23 protein-coding genes are annotated in these 23,629 nt (G+C 68.2%); 9 read left to right on the top strand and 14 right to left on the bottom strand.

Annotation, left to right across the window (positions count from 1 at the left end):
* Window positions 1-81: 81 nt before the first annotated feature.
* From sauS to E5P3_RS10055, 3 genes are all read left to right on the top strand, one after another.
* Window positions 82-1,527: an acylating sulfoacetaldehyde dehydrogenase gene (sauS, locus tag E5P3_RS10065; protein ID WP_162585842.1), complete on the top strand. Its 1,446-nt coding sequence runs from the start codon at window positions 82-84 to the stop codon at window positions 1,525-1,527.
* Window positions 1,524-3,047, top strand: coding sequence for an AMP-binding protein (locus tag E5P3_RS10060; RefSeq protein ID WP_162585841.1), 1,524 nt, complete (start codon window positions 1,524-1,526; stop codon window positions 3,045-3,047). The genes sauS and E5P3_RS10060 overlap by 4 nt, the downstream gene beginning before the upstream one ends.
* A 183-nt stretch (window positions 3,048-3,230) precedes the next feature.
* Window positions 3,231-3,608 (top strand): helicase SNF2, encoded by a 378-nt coding sequence (locus tag E5P3_RS10055; RefSeq protein WP_162585840.1) that lies wholly within the window; start codon window positions 3,231-3,233, stop codon window positions 3,606-3,608.
* A 108-nt stretch (window positions 3,609-3,716) separates the two neighbouring features.
* Here E5P3_RS10055 and E5P3_RS10050 read toward each other — a convergent pair whose 3' ends face one another.
* A complete protein-coding gene (locus E5P3_RS10050) occupies window positions 3,717-4,607 on the bottom strand; it encodes a LysR substrate-binding domain-containing protein (RefSeq protein ID WP_162585839.1) in 891 nt (296 codons plus the stop codon).
* Window positions 4,608-4,746: 139 nt separating this feature from the next.
* On the opposite strand from E5P3_RS10050, the gene E5P3_RS10045 reads away from it, so the two are divergent.
* Window positions 4,747-5,628, top strand: a complete 882-nt coding sequence (locus E5P3_RS10045; RefSeq protein ID WP_162585838.1) for a fumarylacetoacetate hydrolase family protein — start codon at window positions 4,747-4,749, stop codon at window positions 5,626-5,628.
* A complete protein-coding gene (locus E5P3_RS10040) occupies window positions 5,625-6,221 on the top strand; it encodes a VOC family protein (protein WP_162585837.1) in 597 nt (198 codons plus the stop codon). The genes E5P3_RS10045 and E5P3_RS10040 overlap by 4 nt, the downstream gene beginning before the upstream one ends.
* A gap of 19 nt (window positions 6,222-6,240) precedes the next feature.
* Here E5P3_RS10040 and E5P3_RS10035 read toward each other — a convergent pair whose 3' ends face one another.
* The 10 genes from E5P3_RS10035 to E5P3_RS09990 all read right to left on the bottom strand — a co-directional run bounded on the left by E5P3_RS10035 (window position 6,241) and on the right by E5P3_RS09990 (window position 15,792).
* Window positions 6,241-6,600 (bottom strand): hypothetical protein, encoded by a 360-nt coding sequence (locus E5P3_RS10035; RefSeq protein WP_162585836.1) that lies wholly within the window; start codon window positions 6,598-6,600, stop codon window positions 6,241-6,243.
* A 69-nt stretch (window positions 6,601-6,669) separates the two neighbouring features.
* Window positions 6,670-7,083 (bottom strand): roadblock/LC7 domain-containing protein, encoded by a 414-nt coding sequence (locus tag E5P3_RS10030; protein WP_162585835.1) that lies wholly within the window; start codon window positions 7,081-7,083, stop codon window positions 6,670-6,672.
* 10 nt (window positions 7,084-7,093) lie between these two features.
* Entirely contained in the window at window positions 7,094-7,612 is a 519-nt protein-coding gene (locus E5P3_RS10025) for a GTP-binding protein (RefSeq protein ID WP_162585834.1), read from the bottom strand.
* The gene (locus E5P3_RS10020; RefSeq protein WP_162585833.1) at window positions 7,609-8,250 is read right to left on the bottom strand and encodes a hypothetical protein; all 642 of its coding nucleotides are present in this window, start codon (window positions 8,248-8,250) and stop codon (window positions 7,609-7,611) included. Before E5P3_RS10020 ends, E5P3_RS10025 begins: the two co-directional genes overlap by 4 nt.
* 591 nt (window positions 8,251-8,841) lie before the next feature.
* Window positions 8,842-9,852, bottom strand: coding sequence for a Bug family tripartite tricarboxylate transporter substrate binding protein (locus E5P3_RS10015; protein WP_162585832.1), 1,011 nt, complete (start codon window positions 9,850-9,852; stop codon window positions 8,842-8,844).
* A 52-nt stretch (window positions 9,853-9,904) separates the two neighbouring features.
* Complete coding sequence (locus tag E5P3_RS10010; protein ID WP_162585831.1) at window positions 9,905-12,049, bottom strand: acetate--CoA ligase family protein; 2,145 nt, start codon at window positions 12,047-12,049, stop codon at window positions 9,905-9,907.
* Window positions 12,050-12,083: 34 nt separating this feature from the next.
* Window positions 12,084-13,262, bottom strand: a complete 1,179-nt coding sequence (locus E5P3_RS10005) for an acyl-CoA dehydrogenase (RefSeq protein ID WP_162589622.1) — start codon at window positions 13,260-13,262, stop codon at window positions 12,084-12,086.
* A gap of 47 nt (window positions 13,263-13,309) precedes the next feature.
* The gene (locus E5P3_RS10000) at window positions 13,310-13,753 is read right to left on the bottom strand and encodes a Zn-ribbon domain-containing OB-fold protein (RefSeq protein WP_162585830.1); all 444 of its coding nucleotides are present in this window, start codon (window positions 13,751-13,753) and stop codon (window positions 13,310-13,312) included.
* Between the two features lie 2 nt (window positions 13,754-13,755).
* Window positions 13,756-14,964, bottom strand: coding sequence for a thiolase family protein (locus tag E5P3_RS09995; protein WP_162585829.1), 1,209 nt, complete (start codon window positions 14,962-14,964; stop codon window positions 13,756-13,758).
* A 45-nt stretch (window positions 14,965-15,009) separates the two neighbouring features.
* A complete protein-coding gene (locus tag E5P3_RS09990; protein ID WP_162585828.1) occupies window positions 15,010-15,792 on the bottom strand; it encodes an enoyl-CoA hydratase-related protein in 783 nt (260 codons plus the stop codon).
* 106 nt (window positions 15,793-15,898) lie between these two features.
* Between E5P3_RS09990 and E5P3_RS09985 the strand changes: the two genes are divergently transcribed.
* The gene (locus E5P3_RS09985; protein WP_162585827.1) at window positions 15,899-16,804 is read left to right on the top strand and encodes a LysR family transcriptional regulator; all 906 of its coding nucleotides are present in this window, start codon (window positions 15,899-15,901) and stop codon (window positions 16,802-16,804) included.
* A gap of 19 nt (window positions 16,805-16,823) precedes the next feature.
* Here E5P3_RS09985 and E5P3_RS09980 read toward each other — a convergent pair whose 3' ends face one another.
* Window positions 16,824-17,669 carry an IclR family transcriptional regulator gene (locus E5P3_RS09980; protein WP_162585826.1) on the bottom strand — a complete coding sequence of 282 codons (846 nt, stop codon included), beginning with the start codon at window positions 17,667-17,669 and terminating at the stop codon, window positions 16,824-16,826.
* Between the two features lie 93 nt (window positions 17,670-17,762).
* On the opposite strand from E5P3_RS09980, the gene E5P3_RS09975 reads away from it, so the two are divergent.
* From E5P3_RS09975 to E5P3_RS09965, 3 genes are all read left to right on the top strand, one after another.
* Entirely contained in the window at window positions 17,763-19,406 is a 1,644-nt protein-coding gene (locus E5P3_RS09975; RefSeq protein WP_162585825.1) for a GMC family oxidoreductase, read from the top strand.
* 62 nt (window positions 19,407-19,468) lie between these two features.
* On the top strand, window positions 19,469-20,797 hold the full coding sequence (locus tag E5P3_RS09970) for an MFS transporter (protein ID WP_162585824.1): 1,329 nt from the start codon (window positions 19,469-19,471) through the stop codon (window positions 20,795-20,797).
* A gap of 418 nt (window positions 20,798-21,215) precedes the next feature.
* Window positions 21,216-21,929, top strand: coding sequence for a glutathione binding-like protein (locus tag E5P3_RS09965; protein ID WP_162585823.1), 714 nt, complete (start codon window positions 21,216-21,218; stop codon window positions 21,927-21,929).
* 7 nt (window positions 21,930-21,936) lie between these two features.
* On the opposite strand, the gene E5P3_RS09960 is transcribed toward E5P3_RS09965, so the two are convergent.
* Window positions 21,937-22,842, bottom strand: coding sequence for an ABC transporter permease subunit (locus tag E5P3_RS09960; protein WP_162585822.1), 906 nt, complete (start codon window positions 22,840-22,842; stop codon window positions 21,937-21,939).
* Window positions 22,835-23,623, bottom strand: coding sequence for a taurine ABC transporter ATP-binding protein (locus tag E5P3_RS09955; RefSeq protein ID WP_162585821.1), 789 nt, complete (start codon window positions 23,621-23,623; stop codon window positions 22,835-22,837). The genes E5P3_RS09960 and E5P3_RS09955 overlap by 8 nt, the downstream gene beginning before the upstream one ends.
* Window positions 23,624-23,629 lie beyond the last annotated feature (6 nt).

Raw genomic sequence — 23,629 nt, 5'->3', positions numbered from 1 at the left:
CCGGGGGCAACACCAGCGGCCCGGCAAAGCCGGTTCCGCGGTGTTCCCCGAATGAGAAAGCAACTACCCCGATTGACGCCCATGGAACACTCAGCATCCCCCAAAGCTACCGGCCCCATCGCCGAACTCGTGGCCCGCGCGCGCGCGGCCCAGCGCATCTACGAAACCTGGTCGCAGGAACAGGTCGACATGGCGGTGGCCGCCGCCGGCTGGGCCATCATCGAGCCGAAGCGCAACCGCGAGCTCGCCGAGCTGGCGGTTGCCGACACGGGCATCGGCAACGTGGAAGACAAGGTCAGCAAGAACCATCGCAAGACCTTCGGCCTGCTGCGCGACCTGCGCGGCGCGCGATCGGTGGGCGTGATCTCGGAAGACCCGGCACGCGGCATCGTCGAGATCGCGCGCCCGGTGGGCGTGGTGTGCGCCGTCACACCGTCGACCAATCCCGGCGCGACGCCGGCCAACAAGATCATCAACGCGCTCAAGGGGCGCAACGCGGTGATCGTCGCGCCCTCCCCCAAGGGCTGGTCGACGGCCGCACGCCTCATCGAATTCATCCATGCGCAGTTCGACCGCATCGGTGCGCCGCGCGACCTGGTGCAACTGCTGCCCTCCCCGGTCACCAAGCAGGCCACGAGCGAGCTGATGCGCCTGTGCGACCTGGTGGTGGCTACCGGCTCGCAGGCCAACGTGCGCGCTGCGTACGCAAGCGGCACGCCGGCCTTCGGCGTGGGCGCGGGCAACGTGGCCAGCATCGTCGACGAGACTGCGGACACCGCGCTGGCGGCCGATCGCATCGTGCTGTCGAAGACCTTCGACAACGCGACCAGCTGCTCGTCCGAGAACAGCCTGATCGTCGTCGATGCGGTGCGTGCGCCCATGATCGCCGCCCTCGAGGCGCGCGGCGCGGTAATGCTCGATGCGGCGCAGAAGAAGACCCTGCAGTCGCTGATGTGGCCCGAGGGCAAGCTCTCGGCCGCGGTGATCGGCAAGTCGGCAGGCGAGATCGCCGAACGCGCGGCAGCGCAGGACGCCGCGGGCCGCGCCGGCTGGCTCGCGATCGCCGAGCGCCATCCGCGCATCCTCATGGTGGCCGAGGACGGCGTCGGCCACGAGCATCCGTACTCGGGCGAGAAGCTGAGCCCCGTGCTCGCCGTCTATGCCGCGAAGGACTTCGATGAAGCCGCTGCCATCGTCGATCGCATCTACGCCTACGAGGGTGCGGGCCACTCGGTGGGGCTGCACAGCGCCGAGCCGGAGCGCGCGATGCGCCTGGGCCTGACGCTGAAGGTGTCCCGGGTGATCGTCGATCAGGCGCACTGCATCGCCACCGGCGGCAGCTTCAACAACGGGCTGCCCTTCTCGCTGTCGATGGGTTGCGGCACCTGGGGCAAGAACAACTTCTCCGACAACATGAACTACCGGCACTTCCTCAACATCACGCGCGTGTCGCGGCCGATTCCCGAGCGCGTGCCGAGCCAGGAGGAGATCTTCGGCGAGTTCTTCGCCAGGCATGGTGCCGAGTGAGCGGCTCAACCGTTCGCGCCCTGATCGAGGAGCAGGCTGCGCGCCGGCCCGAGGCGATCTACGCGTTGTCCACCGAGGGCGGCGCGCCACTGCACTACGCCGAGCTGGCGCAAGGATGCCGCAGCGTCGCGGCGGTGCTGCGCCAGCATGGCGCGAAGCCGGGCGACACCGTCTCGCTCGTCATGCCCAACGGCCTGCAGACCCTGCGCGTGCTGCTGGGCGCGATGCATGCCGGGCTGTGCGTGAACCCCGTCAACCTGCTGTCGCAGCCCGAGCAGATGCGCTATGTGCTCGCGCATTCCGACTGCCGCGTGGTGTGCGTTTCGCCCGAGTGGGAAGAACACGTGCGCGCCATGCTGCAGGGCATCGAGCGCCAGGTATCGATGATGGTGGTCGAGCCCGAGGCCGCGGCCCTGCCGGGTGAGGCCGAAGCGCCCCACATCGGCGCCTTCGGCGAAGATGCCGCCCCGGCGCCCGAGGACATCGCCCTGCTGATGTACACCTCCGGCACCACCGGCATGCCCAAGGGCGTGATGCTGAGCCAGGGCAACCTCGCAGCCAATGCGCAAGCCATCAGCACCGAGCATGGCCTGGGCCCGGCCGATCGCGTGCTCGCGGTGCTGCCGCTCTATCACATCAACGCCTTTGCCGTGACGATGCTGGCACCGCTCGCGCACGGTGGCAGCCTGGCGATGCCGCCGAAGTTCTCCGCCGGCCGCTTCTGGGAACAGGCCGCGCAGGCCCGGTGCAGCTGGATCAACGTGGTGCCGACCATGATCTCCTACCTGCTCGAAGGCCCGCAGCCGCCGGCGGCGCAGACCGCCGGCATCCGCTTCTGCCGCTCGGCCTCCGCCGCGCTGCCACCCGAGCACCACCGCGCCTTCGAGCGGATGTTCGGCATCGGCATCGTCGAGACCATGGGCCTGACCGAGACCGCCGCGCCCTCCTTCTCCAACCCCATGGACCCTGCGAAGCGCAAGCTGGGCTCGGTCGGCCGCGCCACCGGGTGCGAAGCACGTGTGATCGACGCGCAGCTCGCCGAAGTGCCCGACGGCACCACCGGCGAGCTTGCGATCCGCGGGCCCAACGTCATGCTCGGCTACTACAAGAACGACGAGGCCACGCGCGCCAGCTTCACGCCCGACGGATGGCTGCGCACCGGCGACCTGGGGCACCGCGATGCAGACGGCTTCTTCTTCGTCACCGGACGCATCAAGGAGCTGATCATCAAGGGCGGCGAGAACATCGCGCCGCGCGAGATCGACGAGGCGCTGCTCGCGCATCCCGCGGTGCGCGACGCGGCCGCCGTGGGCGTGCCCGACCGCCACTACGGACAGGAGATCGGCGTCTGCGTGATCCTGCGCGAGGGCACCGCCTGCACCGAGGAGGAGCTGCGCGCGTACTGCGCGGGCGCGCTCGGGCGCTACAAGGCGCCGGGGCACTACCGCTTCGTGGAGGAGCTGCCGCGGGGGCCTTCGGGCAAGGTTCAGCGGCTCAAGCTGCTGCCGCTCTTCGAGTAGAGCGCACCGGCAGTTGTATTCCAGTGTGTTCGTCGCCTTGGCGATTACACGTCAGTTCAAAAGTCCGGCTGGGGCGACACATCGTCGATACATCGGCGCGCTGCAATAGCGACACCCGCTCGAAAGGCGGGAATGACGATCCCCCCGACCGATTCGACATCCCATCCATTTGAAGGAACTGACATGAACACCTCGAAGATCATTGCCGCAGCCGCTTTCTCGCTCTTCGCCGCTGCCGGCGCACAGGCCGAGACCTACCATGGCGTGCATGCGCCGGTCTCGGCCAACAGCCGTGCCGACGTGCGCACACAAGCCATCGTCGCCGCACGCAGCGAGAACCCGTACGCGGAAGGCGTCTCGTCGCGCGTCGCGCCTGTCCTGGTCACTTCGATGGACCGCGGCAGCGTGCGCAGCGAGGCCGTCGCCGCTGCACACAGCGCCAACCCCTATGCCGAAGGCTACGGCCAAGGCGTGGCGCGGATGTCGGGCGGCAGCGTCGAGCGCACCACGGTTCGCGCCCAGGCGCTTGGCGCCGCCCGCGGCGAGCAGTTGCCGCTGTAACGCAGCCGAAGCGTCCGATCGCCGGGCCCCCGCCCCACGAGATCGGACGTCTGCGCAGGCGCCGCGACACCGGCGGCCGTGGCGGCGCGTCGACGATGCGCTCGCTGCTCAGCCCGCCGGATGCGCGGCCAGGAAGTCCACCAGCGCCCGCACCGCCGGCAGCATGCCGCGCCTCGACGGGAAGACCGCCTGGATCTCGCTCTCGGTACAGCCCCATTCAGGCAGCACGCGGACCAGCCGCCCGTCGCCCAGCTCTTCGCGGCACAGGATCCCGGGGAGCAGCACCACCCCCAAACCCTCGAGCGCCGCGCGCTTGAGCGCGAACATGTCGCCGCAGACCAGCCGCGGCGCGTGCACCAGCTCGGCCGCATCGGCATCGCGGCGAAGCAGCCACGCATGGCGCTCGCCCTCCGCCGGAAGCGAGAGCGTCGGCCACGCCTGGAGTCCAGGCACGTCCTCCGGCATGCCCCGCTCGCGCAGCAGCGCGGGGCTGGCCAGCAGCACGTCGTGCGTGCGGCCGAGCGGACGCACCACCAGGCTCGAATCATCGAACGGCGGACGGCGCACGCGCAGCACCACATCCATCGGCTCCTCCAGCGGGTCGACGCGACGGTTGCTTACCGTGAGCAGCAGCCGCACCCGGGGATGTGCCTTCATGAATGCCGGCAGCAAGGGCGTGAGCCAGAACTGCGCGAGCGTAAGGGGGCAGCTCACGCGCAGCACCCCCTGCGGCTGCGCCACCGCTTCCTGGATCAGCTCATGCGCCGACTCGCCCAGCGCCACGATCGCCTGGCAGCGTTCGTAGAAGCGCTCGCCCACCGAGGTCAGCACCAGCCGGCGTGAACTGCGCTGCAGCAGCCGCACGCCCAGGCGCTCTTCCAGCAGCGTGATGCGCCGGCTCAGGCGCGACTTGGGCACGCCCAGCTGCCGGCTCGCGGCCGAGAAGCCCTGGTGCTCGACCACCCTGGCGAAGAACACCAGGTCATTGAGGTCTTCCATGTCTTCGGTGTCTCCTTGTGCCCGCGATGATCGCCGGCCCGGCGTTCTCCCGGTGGAACGTTGCGTTCTTCGCGGCCCGATTGTCGGCGCACCGTTCCATCCACATCATCGAAAGCCTCGGATTCGAAGGAGACAAAGGATGAAGCTGGCCACCTTCCGCCCCCAACACCAGGGCACGCTGAAGTACGGCGTGGTCGAGGGGGACGACGTCGTCGAGGTGTCGGCCCTGCCCGGCGCGCCGGCGAGCCTGCGCGAACTGCTGGAGCGCAGCGCCGAAGGCCTCGCCTGGGTGCGGCAGGCCGCGCGTCTCGGCCCGCGGCTGCCGCTGGCGCAGGTGCAGCTGTGCGCGCCCGTGCCGGCGCCGCGCAAGTTCCTGGGCCTGGGCGGCAACTACGCATCGCATCTCGAGGAAGCGGCCAGGCTCGGGCTTGCACGCCCCACAGGCCAGGTCTGGTTCAACAAGCAGGTCTCGTGTGTCGCCGGTCCTTATGACCCGGTGCACAAGCCCCGGGTCTCCGATCAACTCGATTACGAAGGCGAGTTGGGAGTGATGATCGGGCAACGCTGCCGCCACGTGCGCGCCGATGAAGCCGACGCGGTCATCGCCGGCTACGTGGTCGTCAACGACCTGAGCGTGCGCGACTGGCAGCTGCGCGCACCCACCCACACGCTGGGCAAGTCCTTCGACACCCACGGTCCCTTCGGCCCCTGGCTGGTGACGCGCGACGAGATCGCCGATCCGCATGCGCTGCGCCTGCGCACCTGGGTGAACGGCGAGCTGAGGCAGGACGGCAGCACCGGCGAGATGCTCCATCGCATCGGCGAAATGATCGCCGAGCTCACCACCGCCTTCACGCTGGAGCCCGGCGACGTCCTGTCCACCGGCAGTCCGGCCGGCTGCGGCGGGCTGATGTCGCCGCCGCGCTACCTGCGCACCGGCGACGTGGTGCGCGTGGAGATCGAATCGATCGGCGCAATCGAGAACCTGGTCATTCACGAACCTGCTGGAGACAAGACATGAACGCCCCACGACGACTGCCCGACGCGCAGGCCACGCCCGTGCGCCCCGTGAAGCTGGCCCATGTGGTGCTGCGCGTGTCCGAGCTCGAACGCTCGCGCGCCTGGTATCTGAAGGTGCTGGAAGCGAGGCCGGCCTTCGAGAACGCGATGGTGTGCTTCCTTACCTACGACGAGGAGCATCACCGCATCGGCCTGATCGCGCGGCCCGAGCTTGGGGCTGCAGGCGATGCGCACACCGGACTGGAGCACATCGCTTTCACCTATGCCTCGCTCGGCGAGTTGATGGCCACCTACCGGCGCCTGCACGCGCAGGACATCCAGCCCTACTGGAGCATCAACCACGGCCCCACGATCTCGCTCTACTACAAGGACCCCGACGGCCATCGCCTGGAGTTGCAGTACGACGTGTTCGAGCGCGCCGAGGAACTGGAGGCCTTCTTCGCGGGCGCGGCCTACGCGGAGAACTTCATGGGGATCGTGTTCGATCCCGAGGAGATGATCGCCCGCTTCGAAGCCGGCGAGCCCCTGTCCGGGATCACGGCGCGGCGCGCGCTGCGCGAGGGCGAGTCGCCCTGGACGATGTTCGTGCCCTGAGAAGGCGCGAGCCGTCCCCCTACAGCTTCACCGCAGTCTCGACATCCTGCACCTTGCGCCGCGCCAGCGCGAGATTGGCGCGGGCCTTGTCCAGCACGACGTAGAAGAACAGGCCGGCGCTGGCAACCGACGGGCGGATGATGTGGTACTGCTTTCCCAGCGTGATGAGGATGTCGTCGATGCTGTCGTTGAGCTTGAGCGAATTCATCGTCCGCATCTTGGCACGCACGACTTCGGTGTTGCCGGCTGCCGCCAGCTCCATGTCGATGCCCGAGCCGGCCTGGCCGAGGATCATGCCGGAGCCGCTGTCGACGAGGGCACAGCAAAGTGCGCCGTCGATGCCCATGAGGGTGGAGAGAGAATCGTTGATGGAAGCCATAGGAGCTTGCTTTCTTTCAGGTTGAGGAAATCGAGGAAGGTGACGAACCGGGGACTGCGCGCCGCGACATCAGCTGGACGCCAGGGCCTTGGCGATCTCGTCGGCGGACCACAGCGCCTTGGCGAGCACGCTCCCGGGCAACATCGCGAGGCAAAGAACCAGCTCACCGGTGGTCCCCAGGGGCTTGATGAGCAGGGTGCCGGTGCGGGATTCGATGAGGAGCCGGTCGCATGCGCTGTGGCCGACCTCGCGCCCGGCAGCGCCGGCCACCGCCAGCAGCGAACTGGCCATGGCCGCCAGATGGTCCGGCCGGAGACCCGGTTTGATGCTCAGCGACGCGACCTGGATGCCGTCAACCGTGGCAATCACCGCGGCGCTCAGGTCGATGGTCTCTTCCGTGTACCGGCGCAGGATCACGGTGTAGTGCAGGGCCTTGGCCTGGTGCGCGGCCAGCGCCTGCGCTCGGCTCTTCAGGGCGGGCATGGGCGTTACCTCAGTCAGGCAGGACTGCAACCAGCAGTTCCAGGGCGTTGAACATCTGGTCCGGTTCGCGAACGTCGACCGCGAGCACGGGGATCGCCATCCCGGCGTGATCCGCCAACTGGCGCGAAAAGCTTCTCAGCGTCGCCGGCGGCGACGGCCGCGCCGACAGCACGACGACGGCAGCGCCGGGCGCAAGCCGCTGGAACTGCGCGACGAGTTCGGCGGCGTACGGCAAGGCATCGGGCTGATTGACGTCCACCAGCACCATCGTCCCGACGGCAAGGCTCAGCAGCCACTGGCGGAGAAAGCCGAAGCGATCCTGTCCCGGGCTGCCGTAGACGTGGAGCTCGTCGTGGTTGGACAGGCAGACGATCCCGAACTCGGCGCCCACCGTGGTGGTCTCCTTGTCGTGGGCTTCGACGTCCAGGTTGGGCACATCGCAATCGACGGCGGTGTCGCCGCACAAGGTGCGGATGGCCGTGGTCTTGCCGATGCCCATGGGACCGAACAGCACGATGCGGGGTGTCATCTCGGCGCCGCCGTAGGGACAGTGGCCCGCCCTCCGCGCAGCCAATGTTTGAGACGGGACACGAAGCCCGCCTGCGCCCTCGGTGCCGCCTGCGGAACACGCTGCGCGCTGCTGCTGCGCAGCGCGCCTCGGAGTTCGAGGCCCGCCAGGAGCGAATCCGCCTCGGGAGGGCTCAGGCCGCCCACGGTCGTCATCCACTCCCGCGAAACCGGCCGCCGCGTCATGGCGGCGAGGGTGCGCAGGACCTTCATCGGCGTGCGGTGTCCAGGCACGTCCCAGTACTTGAGCTGGTACAGGGGCGCCCCCTGATCGGCGATGGAGCCCTGCGCGGTCCGCACGGCCGAGTCGCGGCGATTGAGCACGCGTACGGCGGCGAGGTCCAGCGTCTGCATCAGGGTGGCGACGCGGAAGTCGCGCTCGATCGGCAAGGTGCCGGCATCTGCAAGGAGTCCCCTCTCGTGCGTGATGCACAGGCTGAGCCGGTCACCGTGTTCCTGGACGACGACGTCCGCATCGGCCGTGTCGCAAAGCTCCCACTGCACGATGCTGCGCCCGGCGACCACGGGCAGCATGGCCTCGAAGCGCTCCTTGAGCAGTTGCGACAGGGATGCGGGGCTGATTGAGACCGTCTTCTTCATGCGCTATCCAAAAATCGAACGCCCTATAGGCATGCAATGACTTCCAAATGGAAGATTGATTTTTTCCAGAATAACGGCATGGCGCAGATCCGCACGTCACAAATCAGTACCGATCTGCCAAAAGACTACGCAATGAGAAAAATTCCCGATTCGCAATCCAATCATTGCGCCTCGATATCTTGATTTTTTACGAAGCGACGCGAGGATTCGAGAAACTGCAATTGAACGAAGATCAGAGGCATCTGCATATACGCGGACGAATCCCCTCTGATCGACCTGGCAAGAGTCACTCTGTTGATTAAAATTCAGCCAATTCTACAAACGTTTATTTCGCGCGATTCAGCCTTGGTTATTCAGGAAGTTCGGCGAATTCTGGCAGGGAATCAATTTTTAAAATCATTCCAATGCATTATTTTTTATGCAGTTCCATACAATTCAATCCGACTCGCACGACTTTATCTTTAACCAAGCAAGACATCGCCGGTGCGGCGACAAAAAGCGAGAATCTCTGTTAGAGCAGTCGACCCCGATGCATTCTTCGCGGGCGAGGCCCATCGCGTCGAGCGACCGGCCTCGCACCAGAAGCGTGCCCTACATCTTCGAGTCGATGATGTTGAGCTGCTCGCCCAGAGACCGGTAGAGCTGGTATTGCTTGCGCACGAAGTCGCGCGTCTCCTCCGCCGGGCGGACGAAGGGAACCGAGCCGGTCTGCTCGGTCGCTGCGATCCAGGCCGGGTCCGCGGCGATGGTCTTGAGCGCACCCGCCAGCCGGTCGCGCACCTCGGCCGGCAGCTTCGGCGGGCCGAAGACCGCGCTCCACCCCACGATGCCCTCCATCTCGGCATAGCCCAGCTCGCGCGCGGTCGGCACCTCGGGCATGGAGGCCATGCGCTCTGCGCTGGTGACCATCAGCGCCCTCAGCGCGCCGCTCTTGATCAGCGAGATGAAGGACCCCAGGCTGCCGCAGGCGAACTCGGTCTGGCCGGCGACCAGCGACATCGAGGCCTCGCCGGTGCCCTTGTAGGGGATCTGGGTCGGCGTCTGGTCGGTGAGCTTGAGCATCCTGAACAGCTGCCGCGGCCCCATGTCGTTGGTGGTGAGCACCCCGGCCGTGCCGAAGTTCATGCTCTTGCCCTTGGTGCGCATGGCGCCGACCAGGTCCTCGAAGGTCTTGTAGGGCGACTTGGCGTTGACGATGCAGCCGTAGGGATTGAGCTCCAGCGTCCCGATGAAGGTGTAGTCGTCCCACTTGTACTTGGTCGTCGACGGCATGATGGCCGGCAGGATGGCCTGCGAGCCGGTGCGCGCCAGCAGCAGGGTGTAGCCGTCGGGCGGCGCCGCGATGACCTGGGCCGACCCGATCACGCCGCTGGCGCCCGTCTTGTTCATGACCACCACGGCCTGCCCGAGCGCGCGCTGCGCGGCGGCCGCGAAGTTGCGCGCCGCCAGGTCGGCATCGCCGCCCGCGCTGTAGGGCGCGATGACGGTGACCGGGCGGTTCGGATAGGGGTCTTGCGCAAGGGCCTGGCTGCCCCCGAGCAGCAGCGCCGCCGCAGCAGCAGCGGTGCCGACGCCCTCGATGATTCGTGAAGTGAAGCGCATGCCTGTGTCTCCTTTGTCGTTGGAATCCTGAGATGACGGGCCGGTGGCAGATTCAGCCGCCGGCCTCGCTGCCCGTGTGCTGCTCGCGCAGCACCATCACGCAGTCCACGGCCACCGGCCCGTCAGGGCCGACCAGCACCGGGTTGAGGTCGAGCTCGGCCAGCCGCTGCTGCATCGCCGCGGCCCAGCGCGACAGGCCGGCGAGCATCTGCGCGATGGCATTGCGATCGACCGCGCTCTGGCCGCGCACGCCATCGAGCAACGCGCCCATGCGCAGCTCACACAGCATCTGCAGCGCCTCGCGCTCGTCGAAGGGTGCACGGCGGAAGGCGACGTCCTTGAGCACTTCCACCAGCACGCCGCCGATGCCGACCATCACCACCATGCCGAACACAGAATCGCGCTGCACGCCGACCACCAGCTCGACGTGGCCCTGAGCCATGCCCTGCACCACCACGCCGTGCAGCCGTGCCGCCGGCTCGGCCGCGGCGGCACGCTGCATCAAGGTGGCGAAGCCCCCGCGCACAGCCGCCTCGTCATCGAGCTTGAGCAGCACGCCGCCCACCTCCGTCTTGTGGGTGATGTCGGGCGATTCGATCTTCAGCGCCACGGGGCCGCCCGCGGCGCGCCACAGCGCGACGGCCTGGTCCTCGTCATGCGCCAGGGCCACCGGGGCCATGGGCACGCCGGCCGCGCGCAGCCACTCGGTGGCCTGCACGGTCGGTTGCACGCCGTCGCGCAGGTCCGTGGGCAACGCCGGCAAAGCGGCCGGTCGAAGGGCCTGCCGGCCAGCGGCAGCGGCGCGCTGCCGGAAGGCGTTCCAGCGCGCCAGCGCAGCTGCCGCCTCCACCGCGCGTTCGCCGGCGGTGTAGGCCACGATGCCGAGTGCGCGCAGCCGCCGCAGCGCCTCCTGCGGCGCCGCCACCCAGCAGACGAAGAAGGGCTTGTCGGTGCGGGCCTGGATCTCGCCGAAGATGCGCACCAGCACGTCGACGTGGGCGGTCATCAGCTGCAGCCAGACGATGCCGACATGCACGCCCGGGTCGTCCATCAGCGCCACCACCGACTCGCGCAGCAGCTCCGGGCGAGCGACGAACTGGCCGGTCACGTCGACCGGATTGCCCATCGCGCCGAAGGCCGGCATCACCTCGGTCAGCCGCGCCCGCGTGGCCGGCGCGAGCTCGGGGACGGCAAGCCCCATCTCCTCGGCGCGGTCCGCCATCATCACGCCGGCGCCGCCCGACTGGGTGGCCATGCCAAGGCCGTTGCCGGCGGCGGTGCGCGGCTGGCTCAGCGCCTCGAGCATGTCGAGCATCTGCTCCTCGTTGCGCGCGCGCAGCACGCCGTACTGGCGGATCACGGCGTCGAACACCGCGTCCTCCACCGCCAGCGCGCCGGTGTGGGAAGCGGCGGCGCGCGCGCCCGAAGCCATCCTCCCGACCTTGGTGAGCACCAGCGGCTTGCCCAGTTCCTGGCAACGCTGCGCCAGGCGGACGAGGGATGCGCCATCCTCCAGGCCCTCGAGGTAGCCGGCGGCGACGCGGATGCGCGGATCCTCGATGACGCTCCCCATCAGCTCGCTGAAGCCGAGGTCGGCCTCGTTGCCCGTGTTGATGAAGTAGCCCAGCCCGAGGCCGCGCTGCCGCACCAGGGCGGCGATGGCGGTGCCGAAGGCGCCCGACTGGGTGACGAAGGCGATCGGGCCCGGGCCGGTCTCGCCGTCGGCGTACTGGCTGAAGGTGGCGTAGACCTTGTCGAAGGCATTGATGAAGCCCAGGCAGTTGGGCCCGCACAGCACCACGCCGCATTCGCGCGCGCGCTGCGCCAGCGCCTCCTCCCTCGCGCGGCCCGCGGCGCCCATCTCGCCGAAGCCGGAGCTGAAGATCACCGCGGCGCGGATGCCGCGCCGCCCCAGCGCCTCGACGGCGCCGAGCACTTCGGCGGCCGGTACCGCGATGATCGCCAGGTCTGCCGCCTCGGGCAGGCTCTCGATGTCCGGATGGCAGCGCATGCCCGCGATCTCGCGGTACTTGGGATTGACCGGCAGGATGCGGCCGGCGTAGCCCTTCTCCAGCAGGTGCTTGAGCGGGCGGCCGTTGATCTTGCCGAAGTCGGCCGAGGCGCCGATCACGGCGATCGATCGCGGGTGGATCAGGCGTTTCACCACCTCGGCGCGGTCCAGGTTCGAAAGGGTCATGGCTGAAGATCGGTCGGTTGGTGTTCAGTGGGCGTCAGTTGGAAAAGGCGGAGATGCCCGTCTGCGCCCGGCCCAGCACCAGCGCATGGATGTCGTGCGTGCCCTCGAGCGTGTTGACGGTCTCGAGGTTGAGCACGTGGCGGATCACGTGGTATTCGTCGGAGATGCCGTTGCCGCCATGCACGTCGCGCGCGGCGCGCGCGATGTCCAGCGCCTTGCCCGCGCAGTTGCGCTTGAGCAGCGACACCATCTCCGGGCTGGCGCGGCCCTGGTCGCGCAGCCGGCTCAGGTGCAGGCAGGCGTGCAGGCCGAGCACGATTTCGGTCTGCATGTCGGCCAGCTTCTTCTGCACCAGCTGGTTGGCCGCCAGCGGCCGGCCGAACTGCTTGCGGTCCAGCGCGTACTGCCGGGCCGCATGCCAGCAGAACTCGGCCGCGCCCAGCGCGCCCCAGCAGATGCCGAAGCGCGCGTTGTTGAGGCAGGCGAAGGGAGCGCCGATGCCGCTGGCGCCGGGCAGGCGCTGCGACTCGGGCACGAAGACGTCGTCCATCATGATCTGGCCGGTGGGCGATGCACGCACCGAGAACTTGCCTTCGATCTTGCTGGTGGCGAGGCCCTTCATCCCGCGCTCGAGGATGAAGCCGCGGACGCGGCCATCGTCGTCCTTGGCCCAGACGACCATCAGGTCCGCAATCGGCGCATGCGTGATCCAGGTCTTGGTGCCAGACAGGAGATAGCCGCCGTCGACCTTGCGCGCCCGGCTGTTCATGCTGCCGGGGTCGGAGCCGTGGTCCGGCTCCGTGAGGCCGAAGCAGCCCAGCTTGTCCGCACGCGCCATCGCCGGCAGGTAGCGCTCGCGCTGCTCCTGGCTGCCGAACAGGTAGATCGGCGTCATGCTGAGGGTGGTCTGCACGCCGAGCGCCGAACGGAAGCAGGTGTCGACCCGCTCGAACTCGCGCGCAATCAGCCCATAGCCCACGTAGCTGATGCCGGCGCAGCCGAAGCCCTCGATGGTGGCGCCGAGGAAGCCGAGCTCGGCCATCTCGCGCATCACGCCGACGTCGAAGGTCTCGTGCCGGTGCGCCTCGCGGATGCGCGGCATCAGCTGCCCCTGCGCATAGTCGCGGGCGGCGTCGCGGATCATGATCTCCTCGGGCGTCAGCAGATCGTCGAAGCGCAGCGCATCCTTCCAGTCGAAGGGCACGTCGCGCATAGCCGCCTTTCGCAGGGTCTGCGCGTCGGGGACGTCATGCGCCATGTTCAGCGCTCCCCGGCTGCGCCTTCGCGCAGGGGCCGGAAGCGCGGGATGCCGGCCTCCTCGCCGATCGCCTGGAAATGCGCCTCGACCCGCATGCCGACGCGCACCAGAGCGGGCGCGCAGTCGGTCAGCTGGCCGTACATGCGGGCGCCGTCATCCAGGTCGATCAGGCACATCACGACCGGCAGCTCGGCTTCCCAGCCGGGGTAGTTCATCGCGACCGAGCGCGACACGGTGTGCGAGTACACGGTGCCGAAGGGCCTGGCCTCGGTCCAGTCCAGCTCGCGGCTGCCGCATTCGATACACCAGGGCTTGGGATGGAAGTTGAAGGTGGCGCAGCGCCGGCACTTCTGCAGCATGAGCCGGCCCTCCCTGGCGCCGGCCCAGAACGGTCGCGTGAGGTCGGTGATGGTGGGCTGCGGCTTGTCCGGGTAGAGGTCTGCCATGTTCAGGGCTCCGTTCCGAGGATGAGGGAAATGCAGCTGCGGCCGGGCCTGCCGTAGGGAATGCCGCCGAAGCCGCAGGCGATGCCGATGCGGGCGTCGCGCACCTGCCGGTCGCCGGCCTCGCCGCGCAGCTGCGTGACCGCCTCGACCAGCGGCATGAAGCCGCCGATGGCCCCCCCGGGCTGCCCTCCCGACAGCTGGCCGCCGTCGGTGGACATCGGGAAGTCGCCGTCGAAGCGCAGGTCGTGCTCCTCGACGAAGCGGCCGCCCTCCCCCTTCCGGCAGAAGCCGTGGTCCTCGATGGTCATCATCGCGATGAAGGGATAGTCGTCGTAGGGCTGGAGGAAATCGATGTCCTCGTGCCGCACGCCGGCACGCTGCATGGCGAGCGGCGCGGCCACCGCATAGCCGGTGGTCGTGATGTCCGGCAGCGCGCGCGAGCCGTGGTAGTAGTTGTTCGCCTCGCCGGCGCCCAGCAGGTACACCGGCCGGTCGGTGAGCGTGCGGGCGGTCTCTGCCGAGGTGACGATGTACGCCAGGCCGCCATTGACGATCGGCACGCAGTCCAGCAGGCGGATCGGGTCGGACAGCACGCGCGAACGCATGTAGTCCTCCAGCGTGAAGGGCTGGCGATAGATCGCCCCGGGATGCAGCGATGCGTGGAAGCGGTTGGTCACCGCGATCTTGCCGAGCTGTTCGGACTTCAGCGCGTACTGGTGCTGGTAGCGCGTCTGCACCAGCGCGAATTGCGCGCTCGCCCCCATCACGCCGAAGGGCCCCTGGAAGTCCCAGTACACGCCGCGCGTGCGCTCCGGCGACAGCGGCAGCCCAGGCGCCAGCGAGGGGATGTTGAGCGGCGTATCGGCGCCGACCACCAGCACCCGGTCGACGATGCCGCTGCGGATCATCGCCGCCGCGCGGATCAGCATCGACGCCGCCGACGCACCGCCCTGGTCGCCGCGCAGCAGCACCTGCGGGCTGATGCCCAGATTCTCGGCAGTGGCGGCCGACCAGTTGACGGTGTGGGCGACCTCGGCATGCGAGACCCCGAGCCCCTGGCCATCGAAGTCGTTCTTGGACATCCCGGCCTTCTGCAGGGCGAGGTCAGCCGCCCAGGCGATGTATTCGTCCACGGTAAGCACCGGCTCCCCCGGCTTGGCCCGGCTGTAGGGCGTTCGCCCGTAGCCGACGATCGCAACGTCTGCACGCATGAAGTCTTTTCCTTTGTCGGTCAGTGAAATTCGGCGGGGAGCGGCTCAGCGCCCGGCAAAGCGGGGGACGCGGCGCTCGGAGAAGGCCTGCATGCCTTCCTTCTGGTCGCTGCTGTCGAACAGCAGTTCGAAGGCGCGACGCTCCAGCAGGAGCCCGGCCGAGAGCGGCGCGTCCGCGCCGGCCAGCGCGACCTCCTTGAGCAACCGCAGCGCCATCGGCGGGCGCGCGGCGATGAGCGCGGCGAGCTCGAGCGCGCGCGCTTCGAGCGCCTCGTCGTCGACGACTTCGCTGACCATGCCCATGGCCAGCGCCTCGTCGGCGCCCACCGCTTCGCCGGTGAGCATGAGCTTCATCGCGCGGTACTTGCCGACCGTCTTCATCAGGCGCTGGGTCGCACCGCCGCCGGGCATGATGCCGACCGTCACCTCGGGCTGGCCGAACCGGGCGCTGCGCGCGGCCACGATCACATCGGCATGCAGCGCGAGCTCGCAGCCACCGCCCAGCGCAGGGCCGGCCACGGCCGCAATCAGCGGCTTGGAGAACTCGGCGATGGGCTTCCAATAGCGCGGCACCGCCAGGCGCCAGACCTCGCTCGCACCGAGCGCGGCGATCTCCTTGATGTCCGCGCCGGCGGCGAAGCAATGGCTGCCGCCGCACAGCAGGACGCAGCGCACGCTCTCGTCCTGGTCCAGTTGCGCGAAAGCCTCGGCCAGCGCGCGACGCAACGCCTGGTTCAGCGCGTTGCGCGCTTCGGGGCGGTTCAGTTTCAGGCGCGCCACGCCATCGAGCGGGCGGTCCATCAGCACGGTGGCTGCGGCCTCTGTCATGCGCTTGTCTCCTTGGGTATGCAGCGCATTGTTCAGAGGGTCAGGTCATTCGGCTACTTTCATTGTTGAATTGCGAATATTCATATTCCAAATAGCATTGCGAACCATGAACCTCCGCTCGCTGGACCTCAATCTCCTGGTGATCTTCGACGCCGTCTACAAGGAGCGCAGCATCTCCAAGGCCGCGCGCACGCTGCACCTTTCGCAGCCGACGGTGAGCAACGCGCTGGGCCGGCTGCGCGACCGGTTGGGGGATCCGCTGTTCGAGCGCAGCGGCCAGGGCATGGTGCCGACCTCGCGCGCCAAGACGCTGGCCGAGCCGATCCGCCAGGCGCTGGATGCGCTGGAACGCGGCCTGCGCGGGGACGGCGACTTCGACTTCGCGCACTCGGACCGCGAATTCGTGGTCGCGGTGGAGGACTACGGCGAAACCATCATCCTGCCGCGCTTCGTGGACTGGCTGGCCAAGGTGGCACCGCGCATCCGCATCAGGATCCGCCCCGAGCCCAGTGCGCAGCTCAAGGGCGAGCTGCGCGACGGTGCCGTGGACCTGGCGCTGGACTACTTCGTGCCGCAGGAGCCGGCCTACCGGAACAAGTGCGTGCTGACCGAGACGCTGCTGAGCCTGTCGCGGCGCGACCACCCGGAGATCGGCGAGAAGCTCGGCCTGGAGACCTTCCTCGGGCTGCGCCACGTCGTCCTCGCGCCGCGCACCAACGCCATGCCCATGATCGACCTGGCACTGTCCAAGCGCGGCCTCGCCCGCAAGATCGCGGTGACCGTCCCGCACTTCCTGTCGATGCCGGTGATGGTGCAGACCTCCGACATGATCTGCACGCTGCCGCGGCGCATGGCACACCTGTATGCCGATCACTTCCGCCTCAAATCGCACGCGGTGCCGCTGCGCATGCCCAGCTTTCCCGTCTACCTCATCTGGCACGAGGTGGCCGAGCGCGATGCAAGCCACCGCTGGTTTCGCAACCACCTGATGGATTTCTGCGAGCGGCTGTGAGGTCTCGCCGCCTTATGTCTCAGAGCAATCCCGCCATCCTCCCCGCCGCTTCCCTCAACGCCCCGATCCTCTTGATCGCATCCTCCATCGTCATCCGCGCGGTCGGCGCATGCACGGCAATGGCGGCGCGCTGCTTGCCCGCCGCATCGAATACCGGCACCGCCACCGCCACCAGGCCCGCGATGAACTCCTCCCGGTCCGTCGAATAGCCCTGCCTGACGATCGCCTCGCACTCGGCCCGCAGCTGGTCCGCATCGGTGATCGTGTTGGCAGTCATCCGCGCCAGCGTGATCTGCCCGATCACCGCATCGCGCTCCTTCTTCTCCATCTGCGCCAGGAACAGCTTGCCGCTCGCCGTGCAATGCAGCGGCACATGCGAGCCCACATCCAGCGTCAGCCGCAGCGGCCATTGCGCCTCGACGCGGTCGAGGTACAGCACCTGCACCCCATCGAGCGTCGTGAAGTTGCAGGTCTCGCCGACCTGGTGCACCAGCTCCGACAGCACCTCGTGCCGCAGCCCGCGCACCACGCCGTGGTTCAGCGTGTCGAAGGCCAGCTGACGCAGCGCGGGCCCGACGCTGAACATGCGCTCGTCCACATCGCGCGCCAGGAAGCCCGTCGCCAGGAGCTGCGTGCAGATGCGATGCGCCGTGCCCTTGGGCAGCGACAGCTGCGCCGCCAGTTCGGCCAGCGACAGCGCGCGACCTTCGTTGGCCAGCAGGGCCAGCAGGCGCAGGCTGCGCTCGGCCGATGAGCCCGTCGCCGGCTCCTCGGCCTGGGCCGCGGGCGCCGACGCGCGCGCCGCGGGGCGCTTCTTGGAGACAACAGCAGGTGCAGCAACAGCGCTTCGCGCAGGACGCGTCATACGGGTAAACCTCTAAAGTGGAACATTGCGTTCCGAAAATCCATCGCCTAGGATCGGCAGCCGAAGCGATTGTTCCATTGCCGGAAGCCCTGCATGCCCTTTGAAGAAGAGTTCGATTACATCGTCGTGGGTGCCGGCTCGGCCGGCTGCGTGCTGGCCGGGCGGCTCAGCGAAGACCCGGCGACGCGGGTGCTGCTGCTGGAGGCGGGGCCGGCCGACAACTCGCTCTGGATCCACCTGCCCATCGGCTACGGCAAGACGATGTGGAGCTCTACCTACAACTGGCGCTTCGAGACCGACCCGGACCCGAACATGAACGGCCGGCGCATCTATTGGCCGCGCGGCAAGACGCTGGGCGGCTCCAGCTCGATCAACGGCCTGATCTACATCCGCGGCCAGCGCGAGGACTACGACCACTGGGCCGCGCTGGGCAACACGGGCTGGGGCTATGACGACGTGCTGCCCTACTTCATCAAGTCCGAAGGCAACCAGCGCGGTGCCAATGCGTTCCATGGCGGGGACGGCCCGCTCAAGGTCTCGGACATCGGCGCGGAGCACGAGCTGATCGAGGCCTTCATCGAGGGCGCGCAGCAGATCGGCCCGCTCAGCGTGAAGCGCACCGACGACTTCAACGGCGCCGACCAGGAGGGCGCCGGCTACTACCAGCTCACCACCCACCAGGGCTGGCGCTGCAGCACGGCCAAGGCCTATCTCGGGCCGGCGAAGGGTCGCGGCAACCTTCGCATCGCGACCGAGGCGCTGGCCACCGGCCTGGTGTTCGAGGGCCGCCGCGCGGTCGGCGTACGCTACACGCATGCCGGCGTGGCGAAGACCGCGCGCTGCCGCGCGGAGGTGCTGCTGTGCGCCGGCGCTATCCAGTCTCCGCAGTTGCTGCAGCTCTCGGGCATCGGGCCGCGGGCGCTACTGGAGCAGCGCGGCGTGCCGCTGGTGCACGAGCTGCCGGGCGTGGGCGAGAACCTGCAGGACCACCTGCAGATCCGCCTCGGCTACGAGTGCACCAAGCCGATCACCACCAACGACCAGCTCAACTCCTGGATCGGCCAGGCCAAAATGGGCCTCGAATGGCTGATGCATCGCACCGGCCCGCTGGCAGTAGGCATCAACCAGGGCGGCTGCTTCATGCGCGCGCAGACCGATGCAAGCGGGCAGCCGGTGGCAAGCACACCCGACATCCAGTTCCACGTGGCCACGCTGTCCGCCGACATGGCGGGTGGCAAGGTGCATCCCTGGTCGGGCTTCACGCTGTCGATCTGCCAACTGCGGCCGGAGTCGCGCGGCCACATCCGCATCCGCTCCCGTGACCCGGCGGAGCCCCCGGAGATGCAACCCAACTACCTGTCGACGGAGCGGGACCGCGCGACCGCGGTGGCCGGCGTGAAGGCGGCGCGCGCCATCGCGGCCTCGCCGGCGATGCAGCCCTACGTCAGGCGCGAGGTCAAGCCGGGGCCGGACGCGACGAGCGACGCCGACCTGCTCGAGTTCTGCCGCAACAACGGCGCCACCATCTTCCACCCGAGCGGCACCTGCCGCATGGGCAGCGACCCGCTGGCCGTGGTCGATGCGCGCCTGCGCGTGCACGGCGTCGGCGGCCTGCGCGTGGTCGACTGCTCGGTCATGCCCACGCTGGTCTCGGGCAATACCAATGCGGCGGCCGTGATGATGGCCGAGAAAGCCGTCGACCTGATCCGCGAGGACGCCACCGCCCTCGCCCGCTGAGTTCCCTTCCCAGCCCTCGCAGAAAGGGCATCCACAACGACATACTTCACTGGAGACAACACATGAGTGCAACCGACGAGAAGGCGATTCGACGCGTAGTGGCATCGGCGCTGGTGGGCGCCAGCATCGAGTGGTACGACTTCTTCCTCTACGGGGTGGTGGCCGGCATCGTGTTCAACAAGCTCTACTTCCCGGGCAGCGACCCGGTGGTGTCGACGCTGCTGGCCTACACCACCTTCGCGGTCGGCTTCGTGACCCGGCCGCTGGGCGGCGTGATCTTCGGCCACTTCGGCGACAAGATCGGCCGCAAGAGCATGCTGATCCTCACGCTGATGATCATGGGCGTGGCCACCTTCCTCATCGGGCTGGTGCCGACCTATGCGCAGATCGGCGTCGCCGCGCCCATCCTGCTGCTCCTGCTGCGCGTGGCGCAAGGCATCGGCCTGGGTGGCGAATGGGGCGGCGCAGTGCTCATGGCCTACGAGTACGCGCCGAAGGAAAAGCGCGGCTTCTACGCCTCGCTGCCGCAGATCGGCCTGGCGATCGGGCTGTGCATGGCCTCGGGCGTGGTGGCGCTGCTGTCCTTCCTGCTGACCGACGAGCAGTTCCTGGCCTGGGGCTGGCGCATTGCCTTCCTGATCTCGGGCGTGATGGTGGCGGTGGGCATGTACATCCGCCTGCATGTGCAGGAGACGCCGGAGTTCGCCGCGGTGAAGGCGCGCAACGCCGAGCTGCGCATCCCTTTCATGGACATGATCAGGCGCTACCCCGGCAACGTGCTCAAGGGCATGGGCGCGCGCTACATCGACGGCGTGTTCTTCAATGTCTTCGGCGTGTTCTCCATCAACTACCTGACCAGCACGCTCAAGATCAGCCGCACCGAGGCGCTGCTGGGCGTGATGGCAGCGGCGGTGGTGATGATCTTCACCATTCCCTTCTTCGGGCGCCTGTCCGACCGGCTGGGACGGCCCAAGGTCTACATGTGGGGCTCGCTGATCACGGCCATCGCCGCGTTTCCCGGCTTCTGGCTGATGACGCACAGCGGCGGCAACGTGCTGCTGATCTGGCTCGCGATCATCGTGCCCTTCGGCATCCTCTACGCCTCGGTGTACGGGCCCGAGGCGGCGCTTTTCTGCGATCTCTTCGATGCGAAGGTGCGGTATACGGGGATCTCATTCGTCTACCAGTTCTCGGGCATCTTCGCCTCCGGCATCACGCCCATCATTGCGACGGCGCTGCTGAAGTCGGGTGGGGGGCAGCCTTGGCAGATCTGCATGTACGTGCTGTTCGCGGGGGCGGTGTCGGCCTGGTGCGCCTGGTTGATCGGGAGATCGGAGCGGGCGGGGCAGATGGAGGGTCGGTCGTTCAGTGCTGGTGGGGCGGGGCGCTGAGGTATTGCTCTCTTTCCCTCCGGGGGGCTCTATGGGCTCTGTTTGTACGGTGCGCCTTGTTTGAGGCAGGAGCCGGGGCGTCGTCCCGGCAGCCGAGTCACTTTCCTTTGTCTCGCCAAAAGAAAGTAACCAAAGAAAAGGCGACCCCACTGCGCGCGTCCCTCCGCTTCGCTGCGGGCAACCTGCGGTGCTCGCTTTTCGCGGGGTCCGCGCAAACTCGCCTTCGGCTCAAACACGCGCGGCCCTGATCCGCGAAAAGCTCCGCTCCTCGGCACGCGCAGAGGGGACTTGGAACTCAACGCGCCATGGCGCGCGCCTCCCCCAACCCTCATCCCAGGGATAGGGAGAGAGGGAGCAAAAGTCCGAACCAGAGGCAGAATCCGCCCTTATGCCCTCTTCAAGAGAACAAGGAGAACCCATGGCCGATCTGTCCGCCTACCCCATCACCAAGAAGTGGCCTGCTGCCCACCCCGACCGTCTGCAGCTCTATTCGCTGCCAACGCCCAACGGCGTCAAGGTCTCGATCATGCTCGAGGAGACCGGCCTCCCCTACGAACCCCACCTGGTCAACTTCGAGACGCACGACCAGATGTCCCCGGAGTTCCTCTCACTCAGTCCCAACAACAAGATCCCCGCCATCCTCGACCCCGACGGCCCCGGCGGCAAGCCGCTGCCGCTCTTCGAATCCGGCGCGATCCTGATCTACCTGGCGGACAAGACGGGCCAGCTGCTGCCCACCGATCCCGCCGCGCGCTACGAAACCATCGAGTGGCTGATGTTCCAGATGGGCGGCATCGGCCCGATGTTCGGCCAGGTCGGCTTCTTCCACAAGTTCGCCGGCAAGCACTACGACGACAAGCGCCCGCGCGACCGCTACGTGGCGGAGGCCCGACGGCTGCTCCACGTGCTGGAGAAGCGGCTGGCGGGACGCGACTGGATCATGGGCGACGAGTACACCATCGCCGACATCGCCACCTTCCCGTGGGTGCGCAACCTGGTCGGCTTCTACGAGGCGGGCGAGCTGGTGGAATTCCACGCCTTCCCGCATGTGAAGCGCGCGCTCGAGGCCTTCGTGGCGCGGCCCGCGGTCGTGCGCGGCCTGGGCATTCCCAGCCGCGCCGCGGCACCCTGAACGCCCGCTACATGCGTCCCTTCCACGGGACCAGCCGACGTTCCAGCCAGCGCATCAGCAGGTCGAACAGGTAGGCCACCACGCCGATCACGATGATCCCCATGATCACGATGTCGGTGCGCAGGAAGTTGGAGGCGTTGAGCACCATCTGCCCCAGCCCCATGTTGGCCGCCACCATTTCCGCCGCCACCAGCGTGGTCCAGCCGAAGCCGATCGCGATGCGCATGCCCACCAGGATGTCGGGCAAGGCCGAGGGCAGGATCACGTGCCGGATCACCTGCATGTAGCTGGCGCCCATCGAGTAGGCGGCGTTGATCTGCTCCTGCGACGCACTGCGCATGCCCGAGCGCGCGGCCAGGGCCAGCGGCGCGAAGCAGGACAGGAAGATCAGCAGCACCTTGGGCAGCTCGTCGATGCCGAACCAGATGATGATCAGCGGCAGGTAGGCCAGCGGCGGCAGCGGCCGGTAGAACTCCAGCGGCGGGTCGAAGATGCCGCGCGCCACCCGGCTCATGCCCATGGCGATGCCGATGGGAATGGCCGTCACGCAAGCCAGCAGGAAGGCCGAGAACACGCGGAACATGCTCGCCAGGAAGTGCTGCCACAGCGGCTTGTCGTTGGCCTGGCCGGTCACGTACTCGTAGAACTGCTGCGCCACCGCCTGCGGCGAGGGCAGGAACAGCGGCTTGACCCAGCCCATGTTGGTGACGACGAACCAGAGCGCCACCAGCACGGTCACGGTGATCACGCTGATCGTGACGCTGGAGCCCGCGCCCGGCACCTTGAAGGCGCTGGTCTTGAGCTTGGCGCCGCCCTTCGTGGCAGCGGCCGGCGCCGCGACGACGGCCGGCTGCGCGGGACTGTTGGCAGGTGGCGTCATGGCCACGGGCGAAGCAATGATGGCGTCAGGCATGGACGGCCTCCCGATGATGGATGATCGCCAGGACCTCTTCACGCATGCGGATGAACTCGGGCTCCGACTTCACCTTGCGCGAGTCGCCATGCGAGAGGTACTGGCGCGAGAACGGAACCTGGTCGTAGACATGCGAGATGCGCCCCGGGCTCGGGCTCATCACGATCAGCCGGGTGGCGAGGAACAGCGCCTCCTCCACCGAGTGGGTGATGAAGAACACCATCTTGTTCGACTTCGACCAGGCCTTCAGCAGGATCTCCTGCACCTGCTCGCGCGTGAAGGCATCGAGCGCGCCCATGGGCTCGTCCATCAGCAGCACGGCCGGGTCGCTGGCCAGCGCGCGGGCGATGCCCACGCGCTGCTGCATGCCGCCGGAGAGCTCGTAGACGGCGCGGCCGGCGTACTGCTGCAGGCCGACCAGGGCCAGCTTGTCGTCGGCGATCCGGTCGCGCTCGGCCTTGCCGACGCCGGCCAGGCGCAGGCCCAGCGCGACGTTGTCGCGCACGTTGAGCCAGGGCATCAGCGCATGCTTCTGGAACACCACGCCGCGGTCGGCGCCGGGGCCGGCGACCGGCTTCCCGTCCAGCAGGATCTCGCCGGTGGAGGGCGGCAGGAAGCCGGCGATGCAGTTGAGCAGCGTGGTCTTGCCGCAGCCGGAAGCGCCGAGCGCGACCACGAAGTCGCCGTCGTGCATCTGCAGGTTGACCGGGGCCAGGGCCTGCAGCGTGCCGCCGGTGACGGCGTAGTTGACCGTGAGGTCGCGGATATCGAGCGTGGGCATCGGGGT

Origin of the sequence: Variovorax sp. RA8, assembly GCF_901827175.1 — a bacterium.
Classification (GTDB): domain Bacteria; phylum Pseudomonadota; class Gammaproteobacteria; order Burkholderiales; family Burkholderiaceae_C; genus Variovorax.
Note: the sequence above shows the minus strand (reverse complement) of the source record. Positions and strands in the feature narration are given on the sequence as shown.